Source organism: Cronobacter universalis NCTC 9529, assembly GCF_001277175.1.
Lineage (GTDB): Bacteria > Pseudomonadota > Gammaproteobacteria > Enterobacterales > Enterobacteriaceae > Cronobacter > Cronobacter universalis.
This window is the reverse complement of sequence record NZ_CP012257.1, coordinates 2,452,363-2,472,831: the sequence shown is the minus strand read 5'-3', so window position 1 is coordinate 2,472,831 and position 20,469 is coordinate 2,452,363. Positions and strand designations below refer to the sequence as shown.

Here is a 20,469-nt window from a genome sequence, read left to right as displayed (position 1 = left end):
GTCCTTACTTCACGCTTCGCTTACGGCTGGCGCGCTTGCCGATTGTGTTCCACACTTATCTTTTTATGAAATAAAGGAGCGTAGCGATGCCCTATTCCTCCAGAAACGAATTACCGGATAACGTGCGAAACGTGCTCCCGGCGCACGCGCAGGATATCTACAAAGAAGCGTTTAACAGCGCCTGGGATCAATATAAAGACGAGGACGACCGGCGCGGCGACGCCAGCCGGGAAGAGACGGCGCATCGGGTCGCGTGGGCCGCCGTCAAACATGAGTACGAAAAGGGCGATGACGACAAATGGCATAAGAAAAAATAATGCCTCGTTAATCGTCTGATTCCTCTCCATCTTTACCTTTATCCTCGCGCCCTGCGCGGGGACAGATAAGTTTTTTGTCGGTTGAAAACGCCGCTGCGGTCTTGTCAGCGGCGCGTTAATCCCCTATCGTCACCCCGTAATTGCTTTCTGATTGAGCGATAAAAAGATTCTGAAAGCGCTTAAAATCGCAGGGAAGCAGCCGTGGTGGAGGTAGAAGGTGTTAACACGAGATTTCTTAATGACAGCAGACTGTAAGACGGCTTTCGGAGCCATTGAGGAATCGTTACTGTGGACGCCAGAGCAGCGGGCGGCGTCACTGGCCGCCACGCTCGCCTGTCGTCCTGAAAACGAACCGGTCTGGATTTTTGGTTACGGGTCCCTGATGTGGAACCCGGCAATGGTGTTTGAAGAGCGCTGCGCCGCGACCCTCAGCGGCTGGCACCGCGCGTTCTGCCTGCGGCTCACCGCCGGGCGCGGCAGCGCCTGCAAGCCAGGGCGCATGCTGGCGCTGAAAGAGGGCGGCGCCACGACCGGCGTCGCGTATCGTCTGCCCGAGGCGGAGCTTGAAACCGAGCTGACGCTGCTGTGGAAGCGCGAGATGATCACCGGCTGTTATCTGCCAGGCTGGTGCAAACTCACGCTTGACGATGGCCGCACCGTCCACGCGCTGGTCTTTATCATGGATCCGAGCCACCCGCTGTATGAAGCCGACACCCGTCCCGCGACCATAGCGCCGCTAATCGCCCGCGCGAGCGGCCCGCTCGGCACCAACGCGCAATATCTCTTCTCGCTGGAGCAGGAGCTGAAAAAGCTCGGCATGTGCGAAGCGTCGCTCGATGAGCTGGCGTCTGAAGTGCGCGCCTGTCAGGCGCAGGATGATGATGAGAGCGGCGATCTGCAACCGCATTTCGCCTGAAAAAACCCCGGCGGGCGCCGGGGAGAATAGTCAGGCCGGAACGTAGCTGATGGAGTGCTCCAGCGTCTGGCTGTGACTGTCGATAAGCACATCCCAGAGACCGCTGTAAGGCACGCTGATATACGCGCTGTTGCGGTTCTGGACGCTCAGAATATCCGCACCGGCACGCTTAGCGCGCTCGCCGGCGTTCATTAAATGGATGTGGCAGTTCGCTGAACAGCGCACCACTACCGTGTCTCCGCCAAACAATTTCAGGCTTGCTTTTACCCGCGCCATTTTTAACCCCTCTGTCAATGATAAAACCTGTCAGGACAGCCTTTCGTACGTGAGGCTGTTCACAAAACCTGTCGGAAATAACACCAAAGAGGGAGGCGGGGAATGCTGATTTTGATCAAAAAATGCGGCCACAACACGATATTCATCACATTGTTCGCTAAAGCGGGGAGCAGGCGCGCGGAAAATGTCTGAATGCGCGCCTGCGCCTGATTAAATGCGGAAATGGCCGGCGGTCTGGGCGAGTTCTCCCGCCTGGCCCTGCAACGCGCCCGCGGCGGCGGCGGACTGCACCACCAGTTCGGCGTTCTGCTGCACCATCTGATCGAGCTGCAACACCGCGTGGTTAATCTCCTGGATGCCTTTCATCTGCTCGCTGGTGGCGACCGTGATTTCACGCATGATCCCGGAAACATTGCTGATGCTGCTAACGATCTCTTCCATCGATTCACCCGCGAGGCGTACGTAGCGCGAGCCGGTCGCGACGCTTTCCGTGGTGGAATCGATAAGCGATTTGATCTCTTTCGCCGCCTGGGCGCTACGGCTGGCGAGGTTACGCACTTCACCCGCCACCACCGCGAAGCCGCGGCCCTGTTCGCCGGCGCGCGCGGCTTCCACCGAGGCGTTCAGCGCCAGGATGTTGGTCTGGAACGCGATACCGTCGATGACGCTGGTGATATCGCCGATTTTCGCCGAGGCGCTTTCAATCAGCTGCATGGTGGAGATCGCTTTGGACACCACTTCACCGCCGCGCGATGCGGCATCCGTCGCGCTCTGCGCCTGGCTGTTGGCCTGCGCCGCCGCATCGGTGGAGTTGGCGACCGACGCGGTTATTTCTTCGACGGCGCTCGCGGTTTCGCGCAGGCTGGAGGCGGCCTGCTCGGTGCGCCCGGAGAGATCCTGGTTCCCGGCCGCGATTTCATTCGCCGCCACTTTCACCGAGGCGCTGGCGTCGCGCAGCTGGCCCATCACGCCCGCGAGTTTGTCGCAGAAGGCGTTAAAGGCATGGGCGATCTGCGCCACTTCGTCACGGCCATCTTCCGGCAGGCGCTGTGAAAGATCGTTGGTGCCGCTGCTGATAGCCACCAGCGCGTCGCGGATCATCAGCAGGCGTTTTAACAGTTTTGTGACCAGGAAATGCATCAGCGCGCCGGTGATGAGCAGCAGCACCAGTACCGAAATGGCCGAGGTATTGAGCAGGGCGCGCATGCCGGACGTCGCGTCGTTTTCATCAAGCGCGACCACCAGGTACCACTGGGTGCCCGGTACGCGCGTGGCCAGCAGCTCTTTTTGCGCGCCGCCGATCTCGCCCTCCAGCGCCGTATCGCTCGTTTTCAGCGCGCTGAACGCGACGCCTGACGCCGCCTTATCAAAGGGTTTTGACGTCAGCGCCGGGTCTTTCGCGGCAATCAGCGTACCGTCCTCGTTCACCAGCAGCCCGCTGCTGTTTTCCGTCGGGTGAATGCTGCGCACGTTAGCAATCACGCTCTCCATAGAGAGATCGCCCGCGACCACCGCCGCAATCGCGCCGTTTTGCTTCACCGGCACCGCGAACGTCACGACCAGCTTGCCGGTGCCGGCGTCCACGTAAGGCGCGGTCACCACCGGCGCGTCAGCCTTTACCGCCTGCTGATACCAGGGGCGAATGGTCGGATCGTAATCCGCCGGCACGCCTTCCGGGTTGGAGAATTTCGCGGTTCTGGTGGCGTAACCGGCGTAGACGTTCATAAAGCCGCCCGCTTTCGCCATCTGCGTAAAGACCGGCACCGGATCGGCGCTCAGCGCGACGGTATCCAGCGACTGGATCATCGCCGTTTTGCTGTTCACCCAGTCACTGATGGCGAGATTATGGCTGGCGCTGGTGCTACGCAGCGTATTCAGGCTCGCCTGCTGATTATCCAGCCGGGTGACCTGGTAGTTCATGATGGTGTTCAGTAACAGCGCACCGACCAGGCAGCCGGCGGTGGCTGCGATGATGCGCGCGCGAATGGACGTTAACATAGGCGTTTACCCTGCTGTGTGTTGTGTAAGTGTTGTGTGTCGGGACGAGCGTATTGTTATGGGTTTTAAGTAAAATATCGGCACACGAGGCAGGGACTTGATGGGCGACGCAGGTGAATAAGTAAATATTATTACACCTGCGTGATTATCAGAAGGTCAGGACTTTGTCGGCGTCCAGCGTCCACCCGGCAAGCTCTACCAGCGTACCGATCTCCACGCCGTCAATCAGCGGCAGCGCGCTCACGCCGCGCCCGTCGGCGCAGGTCTTGCACAGCCTCACCGGCACATTCTGCGCGGTGAGGATCTCCAGCATCTGCTGCACGTTATAGCCTTCTGCGGGCTTCTGGCCGCGCAGCCCTGCGGTGACGGCATCCGACATCAAAAACAGCTTCAGCTCGGGGGCCTGCGGCTGGTCGCGCAGCGCGATGGCAAGACGCAGGCTGTTAAACAGCGATTCACTGCCGTAAGCCGCGCCGTTGGCGATAATCACGATTTTTTGCATCCGGAACTCCTTTGCCATGACGGCATAGTTATTGCTTGATTCCTGTAAAGGCGATAACAGGAGAATGAGCGATGGCAACACCCGCGACATCCTTGCAGGACGCGCAGGCATGGTTTCGTTTCGCCCGGGAGAGAAAACGCAGCCAGCTGGAGGCGTGGTCGGGCGTCGGCGACTGGGTCAGCCAGATAAGCCATCTGGTGCATATGCTACAGCGCGAGCGCGGCGCGTCCAACATCTGGCTCTGTTCCGGCGGTCAGCTTTTCGCGCGCGAGCGCGCCTTTTGCGTCAGAGAGACCGACCAGCGCGCGGCGCAATTTCGCGCCGTGCCTGTGCCGCTTGCCGCCGCAGGCAGCCTGCTTTCCTGGCGCATGGCCTGCGCGCTCTGGCAGCTTGAGCAGTTGCCTGCGCTTCGCGCGCGTATTCTCGCCCGTGAGGTAGAGCCCGGCGAGGCGATGGATCATTTTAATCTTACTATCCGGCATCTGCTGGATCTGGTGCCGGAGGCGAGCGAAAGCGTCGATGAAGCCTCGCTCGCCCGCGCGCTGACGGCGCTCTACAGCTTTATGCAGGGTAAAGAGCTAGCGGGCCAGGAGCGCGCCACCGGGGCTATCGGTTTTACGCAGGGCGCGTTCAGCGAGCCGCTGCGCCAGCGGCTGGCGGATCGCATCGACGCCCAGCAGCGCTGTTTCGAGACGTTTTTATCGCTCGCCAGCGCCGCGATCCGCGAGCGTTTCTACCGCCACGGCGAAGCCACGCGCGAGCTTGAGCGGTTGCGGCGTCTCGCCTGTACGCGGCTGCCAGCCGATGATGACAACCGCGCGCGGGCGGTGCGCTGGTTTGCGCTGCAAACCACGCGGCTGGACGCGCTGCGCGATATCGAAGAGGCGCTGATCGCCGCGCTGCTGGCGGAGGCCCGCAGGCTGCTGGCGCAAGAGGCCGGCAATGAATCGCCGGAAGCGGCGCTGGCGCGCCGCGCGTCTTTGCGTGACGAGCAGGAGACGCCGGCGCTTGAGCGTCATCTTCTGCCGCTGGTGCGCCAGCAGGCCCGCGAGGTGGAATCGCTGACGCGCCAGCTCGCCTCGCTGCAGACGAATCTTGAGGAACGTAAGCTTATCGATCGCGCCAAAAGTTTGTTGATGAGTCATCAGCAACTCAGCGAGGAGCAGGCGTGGCACCAGTTGCGTAAGCTCGCGATGGATCAGAATAAACGGATGGTGGAGATCGCCGAAGCGATGCTGGCGGTCGCCCAGCTCTGGACCGTAACCCCAAAGGAGTAGCTGCACAGCGAGCGGGCATTGTATGCATGGAAATGGGGCAGAGCAGGCGAATTGCGCGGGGCGTTTAGGGGGATGCCACGGGGATAACCAATCACGTTTTTGTAGGGTGGGTAAGCGAAGCGCACCCACCGCCTCCCGATAAACAGGAAAAGAAGGCCGGAGGAGAGGGTTTTGCTCCGGCTAAAAAAAATCGGCCCATGAGGCCGATTTTCCGCCGGGAGCCGGGATTGCAAAGGGGGCGGCGGCGAGCCCCCTTTGCACGTTCGCGTGAGGGATGCGTCCCTATGAAAAAGGCGTTATGGCGAACGGAACGTGTTCACCGGCATGGTATATTTCCCCTCAGCCTGGCCGCGAAAACCGGACGGCGGGTGCGCTGCGCTTACCCGCCCTACGAAGGCTGTATTGTCATGCCCTCGCACCGGGTCCCTCCGGTGCGCCCCGGCCTGCGGCGAAACGGCAAGGCCGATTTTTTTTAGCCGGAGCAAACCACCGGATTTGACCATATCTCCTGTGTAGGGCGGGTAAGCGAAGCGCACCCGCCACGGTACCCACCCTAAAACCTGGCACACCCCTTGCTTAATAAATCCTGACAAACATTTCCCGGCGGCTCGCCAACGGCGGCGGGCAGACCGGAAAGGATAAAGGCGTCCTGCACTGTCTTCGGACATTGGCGGACGCCTTTTTTATTTTCAGGAGCAGCCATGAGCGATTCATCCTTTTCTCTTACCCGTCGCCGCCTGTTGCAGGCCGGGGCCGCGTTAGGCGGCGCGATGCTGTTACCGGGGCTGATGGGCAGCGTGTGGGCCGCGGGCTCGGACAAACCCGAGCTTGAGACCGTGCGCGTCGGTTTTATTCCGCTCACCGACTGCGCGCCGGTGGTCATGGCTGCCCTGAAGGGCTTCGATAAAAAATATGGCATTCGCATCCTGCCCAGCAAAGAGGCGAGCTGGGCGGCGGTGCGCGACAAGCTGGTCTCCGGCGAGCTCGACGCCGCCCATGCGCTCTACGGGCTCATCTACGGGCTGGAACTCGGCATCGCCGGTAAAGCGCAGCCGATGGCGACCCTGATGACGCTCAACCAGAACGGCCAGGCGATTACGCTCAGCGCCGATCTGCTGGAAAAAGGCGTCACCACGCCCGACGCGCTGAAAAAAATGATTGCCGCAAGCGAGCCAGGCGCTTACACCTTCGCCCATACCTTTCCGACCGGCACCCACGCCATGTGGCTCTACTACTGGCTGGCGGCGGCGGGCATTCATCCTTTCAACGATGTGCGCACCGTGGTGGTGCCGCCGCCGCAGATGGTGATGAACATGCGCATCGGCAATATGGTCGGCTTCTGCGTCGGCGAGCCGTGGAACGCCCGCGCCATCAATGACCGCATCGGGTTCACCGCCGCCACGTCGCAGTCCATCTTCCCGGATCACCCGGAAAAAGTGCTCGGCACCCGCCGCCTGTGGGTGGAGCAGAACCCCAATACCGCCCGCGCGCTCACCGCCGCCGTGCTGGAGGCCGCCCGCTGGATAGACGCCTCGGACGATAACCGCCGCGAAACCGCGCAGGTGCTGGCGAAACGCGCGTACCTCAATACCAAAGCGCAATACCTCACGCCGCGCATGCTCGGCGAGTACGACGACGGCGCCGGAAAGCGCTGGCAGGACCCGCACGGTATGCGCTTCTTCCGGGACGGCGAAGTGAGCTACCCCTGGCACTCCGACGGCATGTGGTTCCTAACCCAGTTCCGCCGCTGGGGGTTGCTGAAAACCGATCCGGACTACGCGGCCATCGCCGCCCGCATCAACCGCACCGACATCTATCAACAGGCCGCAGAGGCGGTGGGCGGGATTGCGCTGCCCGCGTCGACGCGTCGCGCCAGTCGTCTGATGGACGGCAGCGTCTGGGACGGGCGCGATCCCGCCGCGTATGCCGCCCGTTTTGCCATGAAACGTTAAGGGGAAACCATGAAAGAGCTTAAACAGACCGTGAGCGCGGCGCCTGAACAGCCCGCCGGTGAAGTGATAGTGATGCCCCGCGTGGCGGTGCGTAAACGCCGCACGCCCCTTGCGGCCACGGTGAACGCGCTGCTGGCCCGCGTGGTGCCGGCCATTCTTGGCCTGGCGCTGCTGGTGATCGCCTGGCAAATCGCGGCCGTCAGCAGTAAAGGCTTTCCGACGCCGCTCAGCACGCTCGACTCGGCGCTGACGCTGTTCGCCGACCCGTTCTACAACGAAGGGCCGAACGATCAGGGCATCGGCTGGAATGTGCTGGCCTCGCTCAGCCGCGTGGCGGTGGGCTTCGGGCTGGCGGCGCTGGTGGGCATTCCGCTCGGCTTTCTGATTGGCCGCTTTACCTTTCTCGGGCGGATGTTCAACCCGCTCATCGCGCTCCTGCGCCCGGTCAGCCCGCTCGCCTGGCTGCCCATCGGCCTGCTGCTGTTTCAGAAGGCCGAGCCTGCCTCCAGCTGGACCATTTTCATCTGCTCTATCTGGCCGATGGTCATCAACACCGCCGAAGGGGTGAAGCGCATCCCGGAGGACTACCTCAACGTGGCGCGCGTATTACAACTCTCTGAGTGGACCGTCATGCGCCGCATTCTCTTTCCGGCGGTGCTGCCTGCGGTGCTTACCGGCGTGCGGCTCTCCATCGGCATCGCGTGGCTGGTGATCGTCGCCGCCGAAATGCTCACCGGCGGCCTCGGCATCGGCTTCTGGATCTGGAACGAGTGGAACAACCTCAACGTGGAAAACATTCTCATCGCCATCGTCATTATCGGCGTGGTGGGGCTGTTGCTGGAGCAGGGGCTGATGCTTATCGCCCGCCGTTTTAGCTGGCAGGACAAATAAGGAGCGAACATGAAACCGATCATTCAGGTACAGAACGTCAGTCAGCGCTTCAACACCGCCAGCGGCGAGTTCCTGGCGCTGCAGAACGTCAGTTTCGACATCAACGCGGGCGAAACCGTGAGTCTTATCGGCCACTCCGGCTGCGGCAAATCGACGCTGCTCAATCTCATCGCGGGCATCACGCTGCCGAGCGAGGGCGGGCTGCTGTGCGATAACCGCGAAATCGCCGGGCCGGGCCCGGAGCGCGCCGTGGTGTTTCAGAACCACTCGCTGCTGCCCTGGCTCACCTGCTTTGACAATGTGGCGCTGGCGGTGGATCAGGTGTTTCGCAAAACCATGGATAAAGCGCAGCGACGGGAGTGGATTATTCACAACCTGGAGCGGGTGCAGATGGGACACGCGCTCAACAAACGCCCCGGCGAGATCTCCGGCGGCATGAAGCAGCGCGTCGGCATTGCCCGCGCGCTGGCGATGAAACCGAAAGTGCTGCTGATGGACGAACCGTTCGGCGCGCTCGATGCGCTGACCCGCGCGCATTTACAGGATGCCGTGATGCACATCCAGCAGGAGCTCAACACCACCATTGTGCTGATTACGCATGACGTGGACGAGGCGGTGCTGCTCTCCGACCGCGTGCTGATGATGACCAACGGCCCGGCGGCGACGGTGGGCGAGACGCTGGAGGTGAATCTGCCGCGCCCGCGCAACCGGGTGCAGCTCGCCGACGACAGCCGCTATCACCAGATGCGTCAGCAGATCCTGCATTTCCTCTACGAAAAGCAGCCGAAAGCGGCGTAAGGAGCGGCGATGGCGCAACGACTGGTGATTATCGGCAACGGCATGGCGGCGGTGCGTCTGGTGGAGCAACTGCTGGCGCGCGCGCCGGAGCGCTTCGCCATCACGCTTATCGGCGATGAACCGCAGCCCGCCTATAACCGCATCCTGCTCTCGCCGGTGCTGGGGGGCGAAATGTCCGCCGCGCAGACGCAGCTTCACGACGCGTCATGGTATTCACGTTACGGTGTCACGTTGCTGACCGGCGAGCGGGCGCTGGCGGTGGATCTGACCGCGCGCACCGTGACCACCGCCGCGCGCACGCTGCCCTGGGATGAGCTGGTGTTCGCCACCGGCTCGACGCCGTTTATCCCGCCGATTGAAGGCAGCGACCTGCCGCATGTGCGCGCCTTTCGCACGCTGGCGGATGTCGGGGCGCTTCTCGCGGCTTCCGGCCCCGCCGTGGTGCTGGGCGGCGGCCTGCTCGGCGTGGAAGCCGCCGCGGCGCTCGCCCGTCAGGGCGCGGCGGTGACGCTGGTGCATCGTCACCCGTGGCTGATGGAGCAGCAGCTGGATGCGCAGGCGGGCGAGTGGCTCGCCGAAAGCCTGCGCGCGCGCCGCATCCGCGTGGTGACCGGCAGCGGCATCATGCGCATCACGCCAGATAACGTCACGCTCGCCTGCGGCGAAACCGTCGCGGCGCGGCGGGTGGTGATCGCCACCGGCGTGCGTCCGGCCATTACGCTGGCGCAGTCCGCCGGGCTCGCTTGCCGGCGCGGCATTGTCGTTGATGACGCGCTTCGCGCCTCGCACCCGGCGGTGAGCGCCATCGGCGAGTGCTGCGAAATCGACGCGCAGACCTGGGGGCTGGTGGCGCCCTGTCTGCAACAGGCGGACGCGCTGGCGGCGAGGCTCTGCGGCGAGACGACGCGTTTTTGTTACGAGGAGAAGGGCACACGCCTCAAGGTCACCGGTATCGCCGTCTTCAGCGCGGGCGTGGTGACGCCCGGCCCGCAGGCGCAGACGCTGATAAGCCTCGACCCACTAGCCCGCCACTACCGCCGCCTGATTATCGAGCGCGGCAGGCTCACCGGCGTGCTGCTGTATGGCGATACCGACAGCGCCGGCGCGCTGATGAATCACTTCGGGCAGCCGCTGCGCGCCAGCGCCGGGCTGCTGTTTGATGAAACCGATGAAACGCAGCCCGCGGCTGCAGGATATGACACGATGACAAAACAAACTCTGGTGGTCGTGGGCCACGGCATGGTAGGGCACCATTTTCTGGAGCAGTGCGTCAGCGCCGGGCTGCATGAGCGCTTTCATATCATCGTCTTTGGCGAAGAGCGCCACGCGGCCTACGATCGCGTGCATCTCTCGGAGTATTTCGCCGGGCGCAGCGCGCAGTCGCTCTCGATGGTGCAGGGCGATTTTTTCACGCAGACGGGCATTGAACTGCGCACCGGCTGTCAGATTGTGGCGCTGGATCGCGCGCGGCAGATCGTGCGCGACGCGCAGGGCCATGAAACGCATTTCGACCAGCTGGTGCTCGCCACCGGCTCCTGGCCGTTCGTGCCGCCGGTGCCGGGGCGCGACCTGCCGGGCTGTTTCGTCTACCGCACGCTTGACGATCTCGACGCCATCCGCGAACGCGCGCAGCACGCCACGCGCGGCGTGGTGGTGGGCGGCGGCCTGCTGGGGCTTGAGGCGGCGAACGCGCTTAAACAACTGGGGCTGAAAACGCATGTCGTGGAGTTTGCGCCGGGGCTGATGGCGGTGCAGCTTGATGCGCCAGGCGCTGCGATGCTGCGCGAGAAAATCGAGGCGCTGGACGTCAGCGTGCATACCAGTAAATCCACCACCGCGATTGTCGAAGAAAATGGCGGTCTGACCATGCAGTTCGCCGATGGCGACAGCCTGCATACCGATCTGATTGTCTTTTCGGCGGGCATTCGCCCGCAGGACAGTCTTGCGACGTCGGCGGGGCTCATGACTGGCGAGCGCGGCGGCATCGTCATTGACGACCAGTGCCGCACCAGCGACGCGCATATTTTCGCCATCGGCGAATGCGCGCTGTGGGAGAACAAAATTTTCGGGCTGGTGGCGCCGGGCTATCAGATGGCGCGGGTCGTCGCGGCGACGCTTGCGGGCGAGACGGCGGCATTCCGCGGCGCGGACATGAGCACCAAACTGAAGCTGCTTGGCGTCGAGGTCGCGTCGTTTGGCGACGCGCACGGGCGCACGCCGGGCAGTCAGAGCTATCAGTGGACCCACGGACCGAAGCGGATCTACAAGAAAATCGTCGTCTCGGCGGACGGCAAAACGCTGCTCGGCGGCGTGCTGGTGGGCGACAGCAGCGAATACGCCACGCTGCTACAGATGATGCTCAACGGCATGGCGCTTCCCGCCGAGCCGGAGACGCTGATCCTGCCCGCCAGCAGCGGCGCGCCCGCGAAAGGGCTCGGCGTGGCGGCGCTGCCGGAAAGCGCGCAGATCTGTTCGTGCCACAACGTCAGCAAGGCGGATATCTGCGCGGCGGTGTCGGGGGGCGCAGGCGATATGGGCGCGGTGAAAAGCTGCACCAAAGCGGCGACCGGCTGCGGCGGCTGTAGCGCGCTGGTCAAACAGGTGATGGAATATCAGCTCGAACAGCAGGGCGTGACGGTCAAAAAAGATATCTGCGAGCACTTTGCGTATTCGCGCCAGGAGATTTACCACCTGGTGCGCGTCAACCATATCCGCACGTTTGACCAGCTCATCAGCCGCTACGGCCAGGGCCACGGCTGCGAAATCTGCAAGCCGCTGGTGGGCTCGGTGCTGGCGTCGTGCTGGAACGAATATCTGCTGAAACCGGCGCATCTGCCGCTCCAGGACACCAACGATCGCTACTTCGCCAATATCCAGAAAGACGGCACCTACTCGATCGTCCCGCGGATGGCGGCGGGCGAAGTGACGCCGGACGGGCTTATCGCCATCGGGCAAATAGCCAAACGCTATCAGCTCTACAGCAAAATCACCGGCGGCCAGCGCATCGATCTCTTCGGCGCGCGGCTTGAACAACTGCCTGCAATCTGGGCCGAGCTGGTGGCGGCGGGCTTTGAAACCGGCCACGCCTACGGGAAATCGCTGCGTACCGTGAAATCGTGCGTCGGCTCCACCTGGTGCCGCTACGGCGTGCAGGATTCAACGGGGCTCGCGGTGGATCTTGAGAACCGCTACAAGGGGCTGCGCGCGCCGCACAAAATTAAAATGGCGGTCTCCGGTTGCACCCGCGAATGCGCCGAGGCGCAGGGCAAGGATGTGGGCGTTATCGCCACTGACAAAGGCTGGAATCTCTACGTCTGCGGCAACGGCGGCATGAAGCCGCGCCACGCGGATCTCTTCGCAAGCGATCTCGACCGGGAGACGCTGCTGCGCACCATCGACCGCTTTCTGATGTTTTACATCCGCACCGCCGACCGCCTGCAACGCACCAGCACCTGGATGGATAACCTGGAGGGCGGCATTGAGTATCTGCGCGAGGTCATTCTTGAGGATTCGCTCGGAATCGGCGAGGAGCTGGAGCGCGAAATGGCGCAGGTGGTCGAAAGCTACCAGTGCGAATGGCAGACCACGCTGGCGAGCCCCGACCGGCTGGCGCTGTTCCGCTCCTATGTCAACAGCGATAAACCGGATGAAGCCGTGCAGCGCCGCGAGCTGAGGGGCCAGCCGCAGCCGGTGGAGGTCGTGCAGCCGGTGACGCCGCGCGCGCCGGAGCGCCCGTGGCAGCCCGTGTGCGAGGTCAATGATATTCCGCCGCAGGCGGGCATCGGCGCGCGGCTTGGCGAGATGCAGATTGCGCTGTTCCGCTTCGGCGATCGCGTTTACGCGCTCGACAATCTGGAGCCGGGCAGCGACGCCAACGTGCTGTCGCGCGGGCTGGTGGGAGATGTCGGCGGCGAACCGGTGGTGATTTCACCGCTCTACAAACAGCGCATCCGGCTGCGCGACGGGCGGCTCGCGGAAGGGCTCGCCGAGGCGGTGCGCGCCTGGCCGGTGAAAGTGGAGGGCGGGAAGGTGTGGGTGGCCGGTCAGGCGCTGCTGTTACAGGCGCAGGCGTCATGAACACTGTGAAGACCACCTGCCCCTATTGCGGGGTCGGCTGCGGGGTGGTGGCGCAGCGCGACGCCAGCGGCGCGGTGAGCGTGCGGGGCGATGAAAATCATCCGGCGAATGTCGGGCGGCTGTGCGTTAAAGGCGCGGCGCTCGGCGAGACGACCGGCCATGACGGACGGCTGCTCTACCCGGAAATCGACGGCGAGCGGGCGAGCTGGGAAGCGGCGCTCGACGCGGCGGCCTCGCGGCTTGGCGCGATTATCGAACAACATGGCCCGCAGGCGGTGGCGTTTTACGCTTCCGGGCAGTTGCTTACCGAGGATTACTACGCCGCCAATAAGCTGATGAAAGGGTTTATCGGCGCGGCGAATATCGATACTAACTCGCGGCTCTGCATGTCTTCCGCCGTGGTGGGCTACAAGCGGGCCTTTGGCGCTGACGCGGTGCCGTGCAGCTATGCGGATCTGGAGCAGACCGATCTGCTGGTTTTCGTCGGATCGAACGCCGCCTGGGCGCACCCGGTGCTGTATCAACGCATCGCGGCCGCGAAACAGGCGCGCCCGGCGATGAAAATCGTCGTCGTCGATCCGCGGCGTACCGCGACCTGCGATATCGCCGATCTCCATCTGGCGCTGGCGCCCGGCAGCGACGCCGGGCTGTTTGTCGGGCTGCTGAACGCGCTTTCAGCGTCGCTCGCGCCCGAAACCTTTGACGGCCAGGGGCAGGCGCTCGCGGCCGCGCAGGCGTGGAATGTGGCGCGCGTGGCGCAGTTCTGCGGGCTGTCAGAAGCGGAAGTGACGCGCTTTTACGACTGGTTTTTGCGCGCGCCCAGGGCGATGACGCTCTACACCATGGGCATTAACCAGTCCTCCAGCGGCAGCGATAAGTGCAACGCCATCATTAACGTGCATCTGGCGAGCGGAAAAATCGGCCGGCCCGGCTGCGGGCCGTTTTCGCTGACCGGTCAGCCGAACGCGATGGGCGGTCGCGAAGTGGGCGGGCTGGCTAATCAGCTCGCCTGTCATATGGGTTTTGATCCGGCGGATATCGCCCGTCTCGGGCGGTTCTGGGGCAGCGAGCGCATCGCGCAGACGCCCGGCCTGATGGCGGTGGAACTCTTTGACGCCATCGGGCGCGGCGAGGTGAAAGCCGTCTGGGTAATGGGCACCAACCCGGCGGTGTCGCTGCCGGACAGCGACGCGGTGCGCCAGGCGCTGGCGCGCTGCGAACTGGTGATGGTGTCCGACATTACCGCGCAGACCGACACGGCCGGTTTTGCGCATTTTCGTTTTCCGGCGCTGGGCTGGGGGGAGAAAAACGGCACGGTCACCAATTCAGAGCGGCGGATCTCGCGCCAGCGCGCCTTTCTGCCCGCGCCCGGCGAAGCGCGCCCTGACTGGTGGATAGTCGCGCAGATGGCGCGCCGCCTGGGCTTTGGCGAGGCGTTTAGCTGGCAAAATGCGCACGAGATTTTCTGCGAGCACGCGGCGCTGTCGGGCTTTGAGAACGACGGCGCGCGGGCGTTTGATATCAGCGCGCTGGCCTCTCTCACCCGCGAGGCGTATGACGCGCTCGCGCCGGTGCAGTGGCCGGTAACGGTCAAACAGCCGCAGGGCACGCCGCGCCTGCTGGAGACGGGCGCGGGCTGGCGCGGCGGCAGGCTGAATATGGTTGCTGTTTCTCCGGCGCTGCCGCAGGCGCGGCCCGAGGCGCGTTACCCGCTGTGGCTCAATACCGGGCGCATCCGCGATCAGTGGCACACCATGACCCGCACCGGCCGCGTGGCGCGGCTGATGCAGCACCAGCCGCTGCCGCAGGTGGCGATGCATCCTGACGATGCGGCGCGCTACGGTTTGCGCGAAGGCGATCTGGTGGAAGTGTCCTCCACGCAAGGCTTTATGGTGGGCTGGGCGGCGCTCGATGACGCCCAGGCGCCCGGCGCGCTGTTCGCCCCGATGCACTGGAACGCGCAGTTCGCGAGCCACGGACGCGTCAATACGCTGGTGGCCCCGGTCTGCTGCCCGCACTCCGGCCAGCCGGAAAGCAAACAGACCGCGGTGCGCCTGCAACCGCGCCGCACCGGGTGGCAGGGCGAACTGTTCTGCCGCGATCCTCTGACGCTTGCGCCCGATCTGCTGTGGTGGCGCAGGGCGCTGGACGGGTGTCTGCACTTCACGCTGGCGGGCGATGAACCGCCGCAGCGCTGGCTGCGCGAGCTGGCCGCCCGCGAAAGCTGGCAACTGCAGTATGCGCAGGGCGAAGGATTCTTTCATCTGCTGGCGTGGCGCGACGGCGCGCTGATGCTGGCGTTTTACAGCGCGGCGCGACGCCCGGCGGTTCAGCGCGAGGCGATCGCGGCGGCCTTCGCCGAACCGCCCGCCAGCGCCGCCGCGCGCCATGCGCTGCTGGCCGGAAAAGGCGCGCGCCATGCGCCCGCGAAGGGGCGCGCGATCTGTAGCTGCTTTGGGGTGGATGAAAACGCCATCCGTGCCGCTATTCGCGCCGGGTGCGACAGCCCCGGAAAGCTTGGCGATGCGCTGCGCTGCGGCACGAACTGCGGCTCGTGCATTCCGGAGCTGAAAGCGCTGCTGGCGCAGACGGCGTCACTGCCCGAAGCGGCCAATCAGACCGGTGGCGGCGAGCGCGTGGCCCTTGAGTTTCGTGAAGAGTTCCTCGCGCGTCAGGCCGGGCGGGAGATCGGCCGGTAGGTCGGTCGCGATAAGCGTGAAAGTATAATGGTGCGCGCCGCTGCCGGGCGGCGGGCAGGGGCCGTGCCAGAGGCGGGTACCCGGCGTATTTTTCCCGCCGGTGAAGCCTTTGCCCTCTGTCAGCGCATTGGCGGCGAGGCCGGTGGTGCTGGCGGGAATGTTATAGGCCACCAGGTGCGTCACGCCGAGTCCCTTCGCGCCTTCCGGATCGTGCACCACCAGCGCGAAACGTGTCGTGCCCTGCGGCGCATGGCTCCAGACCAGCGCAGGCGACTGATTTTCGCCGGTACAGTTCGGGTTTTGCTTCGCGTTACCGGCGAATTTTTTCTCCATCATGCCGTTATCGGCGAATGACGGGGACTGCAACATGAAGATACCGTCGTCAGACGCGGCGGCGTTAACAGCGGCAACAGCAAACAGGCAAGCGAGCAGCGATTTTTTCATCAGCGTGTCTCACGCAGGGTGGGAACGTTAAGCGTAGCGCACCGCGCGCAAACAGGCTGCGGATTATCCTTAAAAGGGGCGCCGGGGCTTGTCGGGAGCGGTAAACCCGATATGGTATACTGTAAGAATGTATCCATTTTCCGGAAAAACCGGCCCAGGAGAGAAAAATTCATCCGTGATGCGGTGGTTATCTGTTGTCCTCCCCTCTGTTGTTACCGCCGCGCTGCTGCCGGTCCGGGCATACCCGGCCAGCCAGAGCGACGACTACGTGCGCCAGGCGCAAAACCCCTTCGATGAAAATGGCGATAACCTGCCCGATCTCGGCCTCGCGCCCGAAAATAACGCGGCGGAGAAGCATTTCGCCCGCGTGTTAAAAGCCTTTGGCGAAGCGAGCCAGACCGACAGCGAGCTCTCGCCCGGCCAGCAGGCGCGCCATTTCGCGTTTACCCGCCTGCGCGACGCGGTGAGCAGCAGCATTACCAGCGAGGCTGAGAGCCTGCTGTCGCCCTGGGGCAACGCCACGGTGGATCTGCTGGTGGATGAAGAGGGCAATTTTAACGGCAGCAGCGGCTCGCTGTTTACGCCCTGGCAGGACAATAACCGCTACCTCACCTGGAGTCAGGTCGGCGTCAGCCAGCAAAACCAGGGGCTGGTCGGCAACGCGGGCATCGGCCAGCGCTGGACCGCCGGACACTGGCTGCTTGGCTATAACACCTTTTACGATCGCCTGTTTGATGACGATACGTCGCGCGCCGGGTTCGGCGCGGAGGCGTGGGGCGACTATCTGCGCCTTTCCGCTAACTATTATCAACCGCTTGGCGGCTGGGAGCACCGCGCTGGCCTGCTGGAGCAGCGCATGGCGCGCGGTTACGACGTCACCGCGCAGGCGTATCTGCCGTTTTATCAGCACATCAATACCAGCGTCAGCTTTGAGCAATATTTCGGCGATCAGGTGGAGTTGTTTGACAGCGGCACCGGTTATCACAACCCGGTCGCGGTGAAAGTGGGGCTGAGCTATACGCCAGTGCCGCTCGTCACCGTGAGCGCGCATCACCGCCAGGGCGAGAGCGGCGTGAGCCAGAACGATCTGGGACTGAAGCTCAATTATCGTTTTGGGGTGCCGCTGAACAAGCAGCTGTCGCCGGACGAAGTGGCGGCTTCACGATCGCTGCGCGGCAGCCGGTATGACCGTGTGGAGCGCACTAACGTGCCGGTGATGGAGTTTCGCCAGCGTAAGACGCTGTCGGCGTTCCTCGCGACGCCGCCCTGGGATCTCAGCGCGGGCGAAACCGTGGCGCTGAAGTTACAGGTGCGCAGCCGCCACGGCATACGCCAGCTCTCCTGGCAGGGCGACACCCAGGCGCTGAGCCTGACGCCGCCGCTCGACAGCGCCAGCGCCGACGGCTGGACGGTGATTATGCCTGCCTGGGATAACTCGCCGGGGGCCAGCAACAGCTGGCGGCTGTCGGTGACGGTCGAGGATGAGCAGGGCCAGCGCGTGACGTCAAACTGGATAACCCTGAAACTGTCGGCGCCGGTACAGACGCTGCCGCAGGACGATCCGCGCTACGAACTGCTGGCGCCTGTTCCTTAGAAAATGCGTTCCTGATGTACCCAGACCGCCGCTTCGACGCGCGATTTGAGCTTCATCTTTTTCAGCAGATGCTTCACATGCACTTTGACGGTGCTTTCGGTGATATCGAGCTTGCGGGCGATCATTTTGTTCGGCAGGCCCTGCGCGATGAGCTTGAGGATGTCGCGCTCGCGCGGCGTGAGCTGGGAGACATCGCGGCCTGAGGTCGCGCGGCTCGCGCGCAGGCTTGCCGCCAGCACCGGCGTTAACGCTTCGCTTAACACCATTTCGCCTGCCGCCGCCTGTTGCAGCGCCTTGAGCAGATCTTCCGGCTCCATATCTTTCAGCAGATACCCGTCCGCGCCGCGCTTGAGCGCCGTGACCACGTCTTCTTCATGGTTGGAGACGCTGAACACCACCACACGGCCCGAGAGCGCTTTTTCACGCAGCTTATCAAGCGTTTCCAGGCCGTTCATACCGGGCATGTTGAGATCGAGCAGGATCAGATCCGGGTCGAGCGCTTCGGCCATTTCAATGCCTTGCTCGCCGTTTCCGGCTTCGCCGACCACCGTGATAGCGGGCGCCATGCTGACCAGCTGTTTTACGCCGCTGCGCAGCATCGGGTGGTCGTCTATCAGCAGAATGGTTGCCGGTTCCGGGTTATTCATGAACTTCTCCTTCTGGAAGAGCGGGTACGGATGAGAACGGCGCATCGGGGATAAAGGTCACCACCACTTCGGTGCCGCCTTCTGTCCGTCGCCGTACCTGACAGTCGCCGCGCAAACTCTGGGCGCGGTCGCGCATAATAATTAAGCCGTAATGGTTGGTGCGCCCGGCGTTATCCGGCAGGCCGCGGCCGTTATCGGCCACGCACAGCCGCACCTGGCCTTCCTGCAGCGTGACGCTGACGTGAATGTCGCTCGCGTCGGCATGCTTAAACGCATTGTTTAACGCCTCGCGCGCAATCTGCACCAGATGAATCGCCTGGTGCGACGGCACCAGCCGCGGCGGGAGCTGATAATCAAGCGCCACCGGGAAGCCGAGCCGCGCGCTGAATTCCTGACAGCTCGCCACCAGCGCCGCTTTCAGGCCCGGCTCGTTCAGCTGCAAGCGGAAGGTCGTCAGCAGCTCGCGTAGCTGTCGCCAGGAGGCGTTAAGTTCGTGGCGGATCTGGCCGAGCAGCTCCCGGCTCTCTTCCGGCAGCGCGTCGCCCTGCATTTGCAGGCAGCTCACCTGCATCTTCATGCAGGAGAGCGACTGGGCGATAGAATCGTGCAGTTCGCGGGCGATGGCGGCGCGCTCTTCCATCACCAGCAACTGCTGTTTGCGCTCCTGCTGACGCTCCAGCGCCAGCGTCGCGGTGAGTTGCTCCATCAGCGTGTCGATCATCTGCTGCTGGTCGCGGCTCAGGTGGCAGCCTGCGGGCAGCGTCGCCAGCAGAAGCCCGTACTGCGTGTGGAGATCGCCCAGACGCCACTTCAGCGTGGTGCCGGTTTCACTCGGCGCGGACAGGTCGCGCGGGCAGAGATGACAGCCGATTTCGTCGCAGCGCTCGTCCGGCTGCCAGACAAACTCCTGATAGTGCTCTTCATCATCCACTTCGTAGACGCGCAGCGCGATATCGCGCAATAGCGTGAGATGTTGCAGGCGCGTCAGCACCGGCGCCAGCCGCTCGCACAGCGGGACGTCAGAGTGCAGGCGGCGGTTCGCCTCCCACAAAAACGACAGGATCTGGTTTTTCTGCTCAAGCCCGGCGGTTTTCTCCTGCACGCGCTGTTCAAGGCTCGCGTAGCTTTCGGCAAGCTCCGCCGACATGCTGTTAAGCGCATGGCCAAGGGTTGCCATCTCATCGCGCCCGGAGACGCTGGCGCGCTGGCTGAAATCGCGGTGGCCGACCGCCTGGGCGATGTCGAGCAACTGACGCCAGGGGCGCAGCAGACGGCGGCGCAGCCACAGCAGGGTGAAGAGCAGTAACAGCCCCATCAGCAGCGCCATGCCGCGTTGCAGCATGACTATCCGGGCGATACGGTGTTCGGTGGAGCTGTCGAACGCGCTGACCAGCGCGTCTATCTGGCCGACAAACTGCGCCACCTGCGCGCTGACCTCCTGCGGCGATCGGGCGTCGCGCAGCGCGGGCGCCAGATGCTGACGCCAGTAGCGCTGGATCGCCAGCAGCGCCGCCTGCTGCCCGTCGCGCACGGCGGCCTGCTGAAGTTCATCGCTCCAGGCGGTGCGTTCCATCTCGTTAAACATATCGGTGCGGGTCGTGCCGACCGGCACGGCGGCCAGCAGACGGTAGCTCTGCATACGCAGCGAACCGGCTTTGTTAATCGCGTGCGCGCTGCCCTGAACGCCCTGCGCCAGCCAGCCCGCCAGCGCCATGCCGCCCATGCCGAGACCGGCGAGCAGCAGGACGATAATCGCCAGTTGATTGGCAAGCGTCAGCGGGGAAAAGCGTCGTTTCAGCATGGCGATGCGCGCTCCTTAACACGGCGTCGGGACAGGCGTGGGGCTTATTCTCAGTTATCCCCCGGAGTATACCCATACCCACTGTGGATTACTCCTTTATTGCCATTCATGTCACCCATTGTAAACCAGGGGCATGCGGACACGCGCCGCGCCTGAAAAACCACACTTTTTTTAGCGTTTCACTCTACTCCCTGGGGGGTAAGGCGATTTTTTGCGCAGCTTACAGAGAGTATATCCATTGATTTACATCAACTTAAGCGCGCGGGCAGGCTCTATCGTG

General features: G+C 63.7%; 15 protein-coding genes. 9 read left to right on the top strand and 6 right to left on the bottom strand.

Annotation, left to right across the window (positions count from 1 at the left end; all coding sequences use genetic code 11):
• Positions 1-86 precede the first annotated feature (86 nt).
• Together chaB and AFK65_RS11370 are read left to right on the top strand one after the other, a co-directional pair.
• On the top strand, positions 87-317 hold the full coding sequence (gene chaB, locus AFK65_RS11375) for a putative cation transport regulator ChaB (RefSeq protein WP_007698566.1): 231 nt from the start codon (positions 87-89) through the stop codon (positions 315-317).
• 217 nt (positions 318-534) lie between these two features.
• The gene (locus tag AFK65_RS11370; RefSeq protein WP_038856989.1) at positions 535-1,233 is read left to right on the top strand and encodes a gamma-glutamylcyclotransferase; all 699 of its coding nucleotides are present in this window, start codon (positions 535-537) and stop codon (positions 1,231-1,233) included.
• Positions 1,234-1,263: 30 nt separating this feature from the next.
• Here AFK65_RS11370 and AFK65_RS11365 read toward each other — a convergent pair whose 3' ends face one another.
• From AFK65_RS11365 to AFK65_RS11355, 3 genes are all read right to left on the bottom strand, one after another.
• A complete protein-coding gene (locus tag AFK65_RS11365) occupies positions 1,264-1,509 on the bottom strand; it encodes a DUF1883 domain-containing protein (protein ID WP_007698561.1) in 246 nt (81 codons plus the stop codon).
• Between the two features lie 210 nt (positions 1,510-1,719).
• Positions 1,720-3,507, bottom strand: coding sequence for a methyl-accepting chemotaxis protein (locus AFK65_RS11360; protein ID WP_038856992.1), 1,788 nt, complete (start codon positions 3,505-3,507; stop codon positions 1,720-1,722).
• A gap of 148 nt (positions 3,508-3,655) precedes the next feature.
• Positions 3,656-4,009: a DsrE/DsrF/TusD sulfur relay family protein gene (locus tag AFK65_RS11355; protein WP_007698555.1), complete on the bottom strand. Its 354-nt coding sequence runs from the start codon at positions 4,007-4,009 to the stop codon at positions 3,656-3,658.
• Between the two features lie 71 nt (positions 4,010-4,080).
• Here AFK65_RS11355 and AFK65_RS11350 point away from each other — a divergent pair, with 71 nt between their 5' ends.
• From AFK65_RS11350 to AFK65_RS11325, 6 genes are all read left to right on the top strand, one after another.
• Complete coding sequence (locus AFK65_RS11350; protein ID WP_038856994.1) at positions 4,081-5,286, top strand: nitrate regulatory protein; 1,206 nt, start codon at positions 4,081-4,083, stop codon at positions 5,284-5,286.
• Between the two features lie 701 nt (positions 5,287-5,987).
• Positions 5,988-7,238, top strand: a complete 1,251-nt coding sequence (locus tag AFK65_RS11345) for a CmpA/NrtA family ABC transporter substrate-binding protein (protein WP_038856995.1) — start codon at positions 5,988-5,990, stop codon at positions 7,236-7,238.
• A gap of 9 nt (positions 7,239-7,247) precedes the next feature.
• Entirely contained in the window at positions 7,248-8,129 is an 882-nt protein-coding gene (gene ntrB, locus AFK65_RS11340; RefSeq protein ID WP_038856997.1) for a nitrate ABC transporter permease, read from the top strand.
• Positions 8,130-8,138: 9 nt separating this feature from the next.
• Positions 8,139-8,927, top strand: a complete 789-nt coding sequence (locus AFK65_RS11335) for an ABC transporter ATP-binding protein (protein ID WP_007794137.1) — start codon at positions 8,139-8,141, stop codon at positions 8,925-8,927.
• A 9-nt stretch (positions 8,928-8,936) separates the two neighbouring features.
• Complete coding sequence (nirB, locus tag AFK65_RS11330) at positions 8,937-13,004, top strand: nitrite reductase large subunit NirB (protein ID WP_081639380.1); 4,068 nt, start codon at positions 8,937-8,939, stop codon at positions 13,002-13,004.
• Positions 13,001-15,703: a nitrate reductase gene (locus AFK65_RS11325; RefSeq protein WP_038856999.1), complete on the top strand. Its 2,703-nt coding sequence runs from the start codon at positions 13,001-13,003 to the stop codon at positions 15,701-15,703. The genes nirB and AFK65_RS11325 overlap by 4 nt, the downstream gene beginning before the upstream one ends.
• Here AFK65_RS11325 and AFK65_RS11320 read toward each other — a convergent pair.
• Entirely contained in the window at positions 15,599-16,147 is a 549-nt protein-coding gene (locus AFK65_RS11320) for a YbhB/YbcL family Raf kinase inhibitor-like protein (RefSeq protein ID WP_038857000.1), read from the bottom strand. The two genes, AFK65_RS11325 and AFK65_RS11320, sit on opposite strands and share 105 nt — an antisense overlap.
• A 178-nt stretch (positions 16,148-16,325) precedes the next feature.
• On the opposite strand from AFK65_RS11320, the gene AFK65_RS11315 reads away from it, so the two are divergent.
• The gene (locus AFK65_RS11315) at positions 16,326-17,741 is read left to right on the top strand and encodes a YchO/YchP family invasin (protein ID WP_007698512.1); all 1,416 of its coding nucleotides are present in this window, start codon (positions 16,326-16,328) and stop codon (positions 17,739-17,741) included.
• On the opposite strand, the gene narL is transcribed toward AFK65_RS11315, so the two are convergent.
• Both narL and narX read right to left on the bottom strand, forming a co-directional pair.
• A complete protein-coding gene (gene narL, locus AFK65_RS11310; protein ID WP_007698510.1) occupies positions 17,738-18,388 on the bottom strand; it encodes a two-component system response regulator NarL in 651 nt (216 codons plus the stop codon). The genes AFK65_RS11315 and narL overlap by 4 nt on opposite strands.
• Positions 18,381-20,189 carry a nitrate/nitrite two-component system sensor histidine kinase NarX gene (gene narX, locus AFK65_RS11305; RefSeq protein WP_038857003.1) on the bottom strand — a complete coding sequence of 603 codons (1,809 nt, stop codon included), beginning with the start codon at positions 20,187-20,189 and terminating at the stop codon, positions 18,381-18,383. The genes narL and narX overlap by 8 nt, the downstream gene beginning before the upstream one ends.
• Between the last annotated feature and the right edge of the window lie 280 nt (positions 20,190-20,469).

Coding starts and splice junctions, on each gene's coding strand:
- chaB (WP_007698566.1), top strand. CDS start 87: ATGCCCTATTCCTCCAGAAACGAATTACCGGATAACGTGCGAAACGTG.
- AFK65_RS11365 (WP_007698561.1), bottom strand. CDS start 1,509: ATGGCGCGGGTAAAAGCAAGCCTGAAATTGTTTGGCGGAGACACGGTA.
- AFK65_RS11360 (WP_038856992.1), bottom strand. CDS start 3,507: ATGTTAACGTCCATTCGCGCGCGCATCATCGCAGCCACCGCCGGCTGC.
- AFK65_RS11355 (WP_007698555.1), bottom strand. CDS start 4,009: ATGCAAAAAATCGTGATTATCGCCAACGGCGCGGCTTACGGCAGTGAA.
- AFK65_RS11350 (WP_038856994.1), top strand. CDS start 4,081: ATGGCAACACCCGCGACATCCTTGCAGGACGCGCAGGCATGGTTTCGT.
- AFK65_RS11345 (WP_038856995.1), top strand. CDS start 5,988: ATGAGCGATTCATCCTTTTCTCTTACCCGTCGCCGCCTGTTGCAGGCC.
- ntrB (WP_038856997.1), top strand. CDS start 7,248: ATGAAAGAGCTTAAACAGACCGTGAGCGCGGCGCCTGAACAGCCCGCC.
- AFK65_RS11335 (WP_007794137.1), top strand. CDS start 8,139: ATGAAACCGATCATTCAGGTACAGAACGTCAGTCAGCGCTTCAACACC.
- nirB (WP_081639380.1), top strand. CDS start 8,937: ATGGCGCAACGACTGGTGATTATCGGCAACGGCATGGCGGCGGTGCGT.
- AFK65_RS11325 (WP_038856999.1), top strand. CDS start 13,001: ATGAACACTGTGAAGACCACCTGCCCCTATTGCGGGGTCGGCTGCGGG.
- AFK65_RS11320 (WP_038857000.1), bottom strand. CDS start 16,147: ATGAAAAAATCGCTGCTCGCTTGCCTGTTTGCTGTTGCCGCTGTTAAC.
- AFK65_RS11315 (WP_007698512.1), top strand. CDS start 16,326: ATGCGGTGGTTATCTGTTGTCCTCCCCTCTGTTGTTACCGCCGCGCTG.
- narL (WP_007698510.1), bottom strand. CDS start 18,388: ATGAATAACCCGGAACCGGCAACCATTCTGCTGATAGACGACCACCCG.
- narX (WP_038857003.1), bottom strand. CDS start 20,189: ATGCTGAAACGACGCTTTTCCCCGCTGACGCTTGCCAATCAACTGGCG.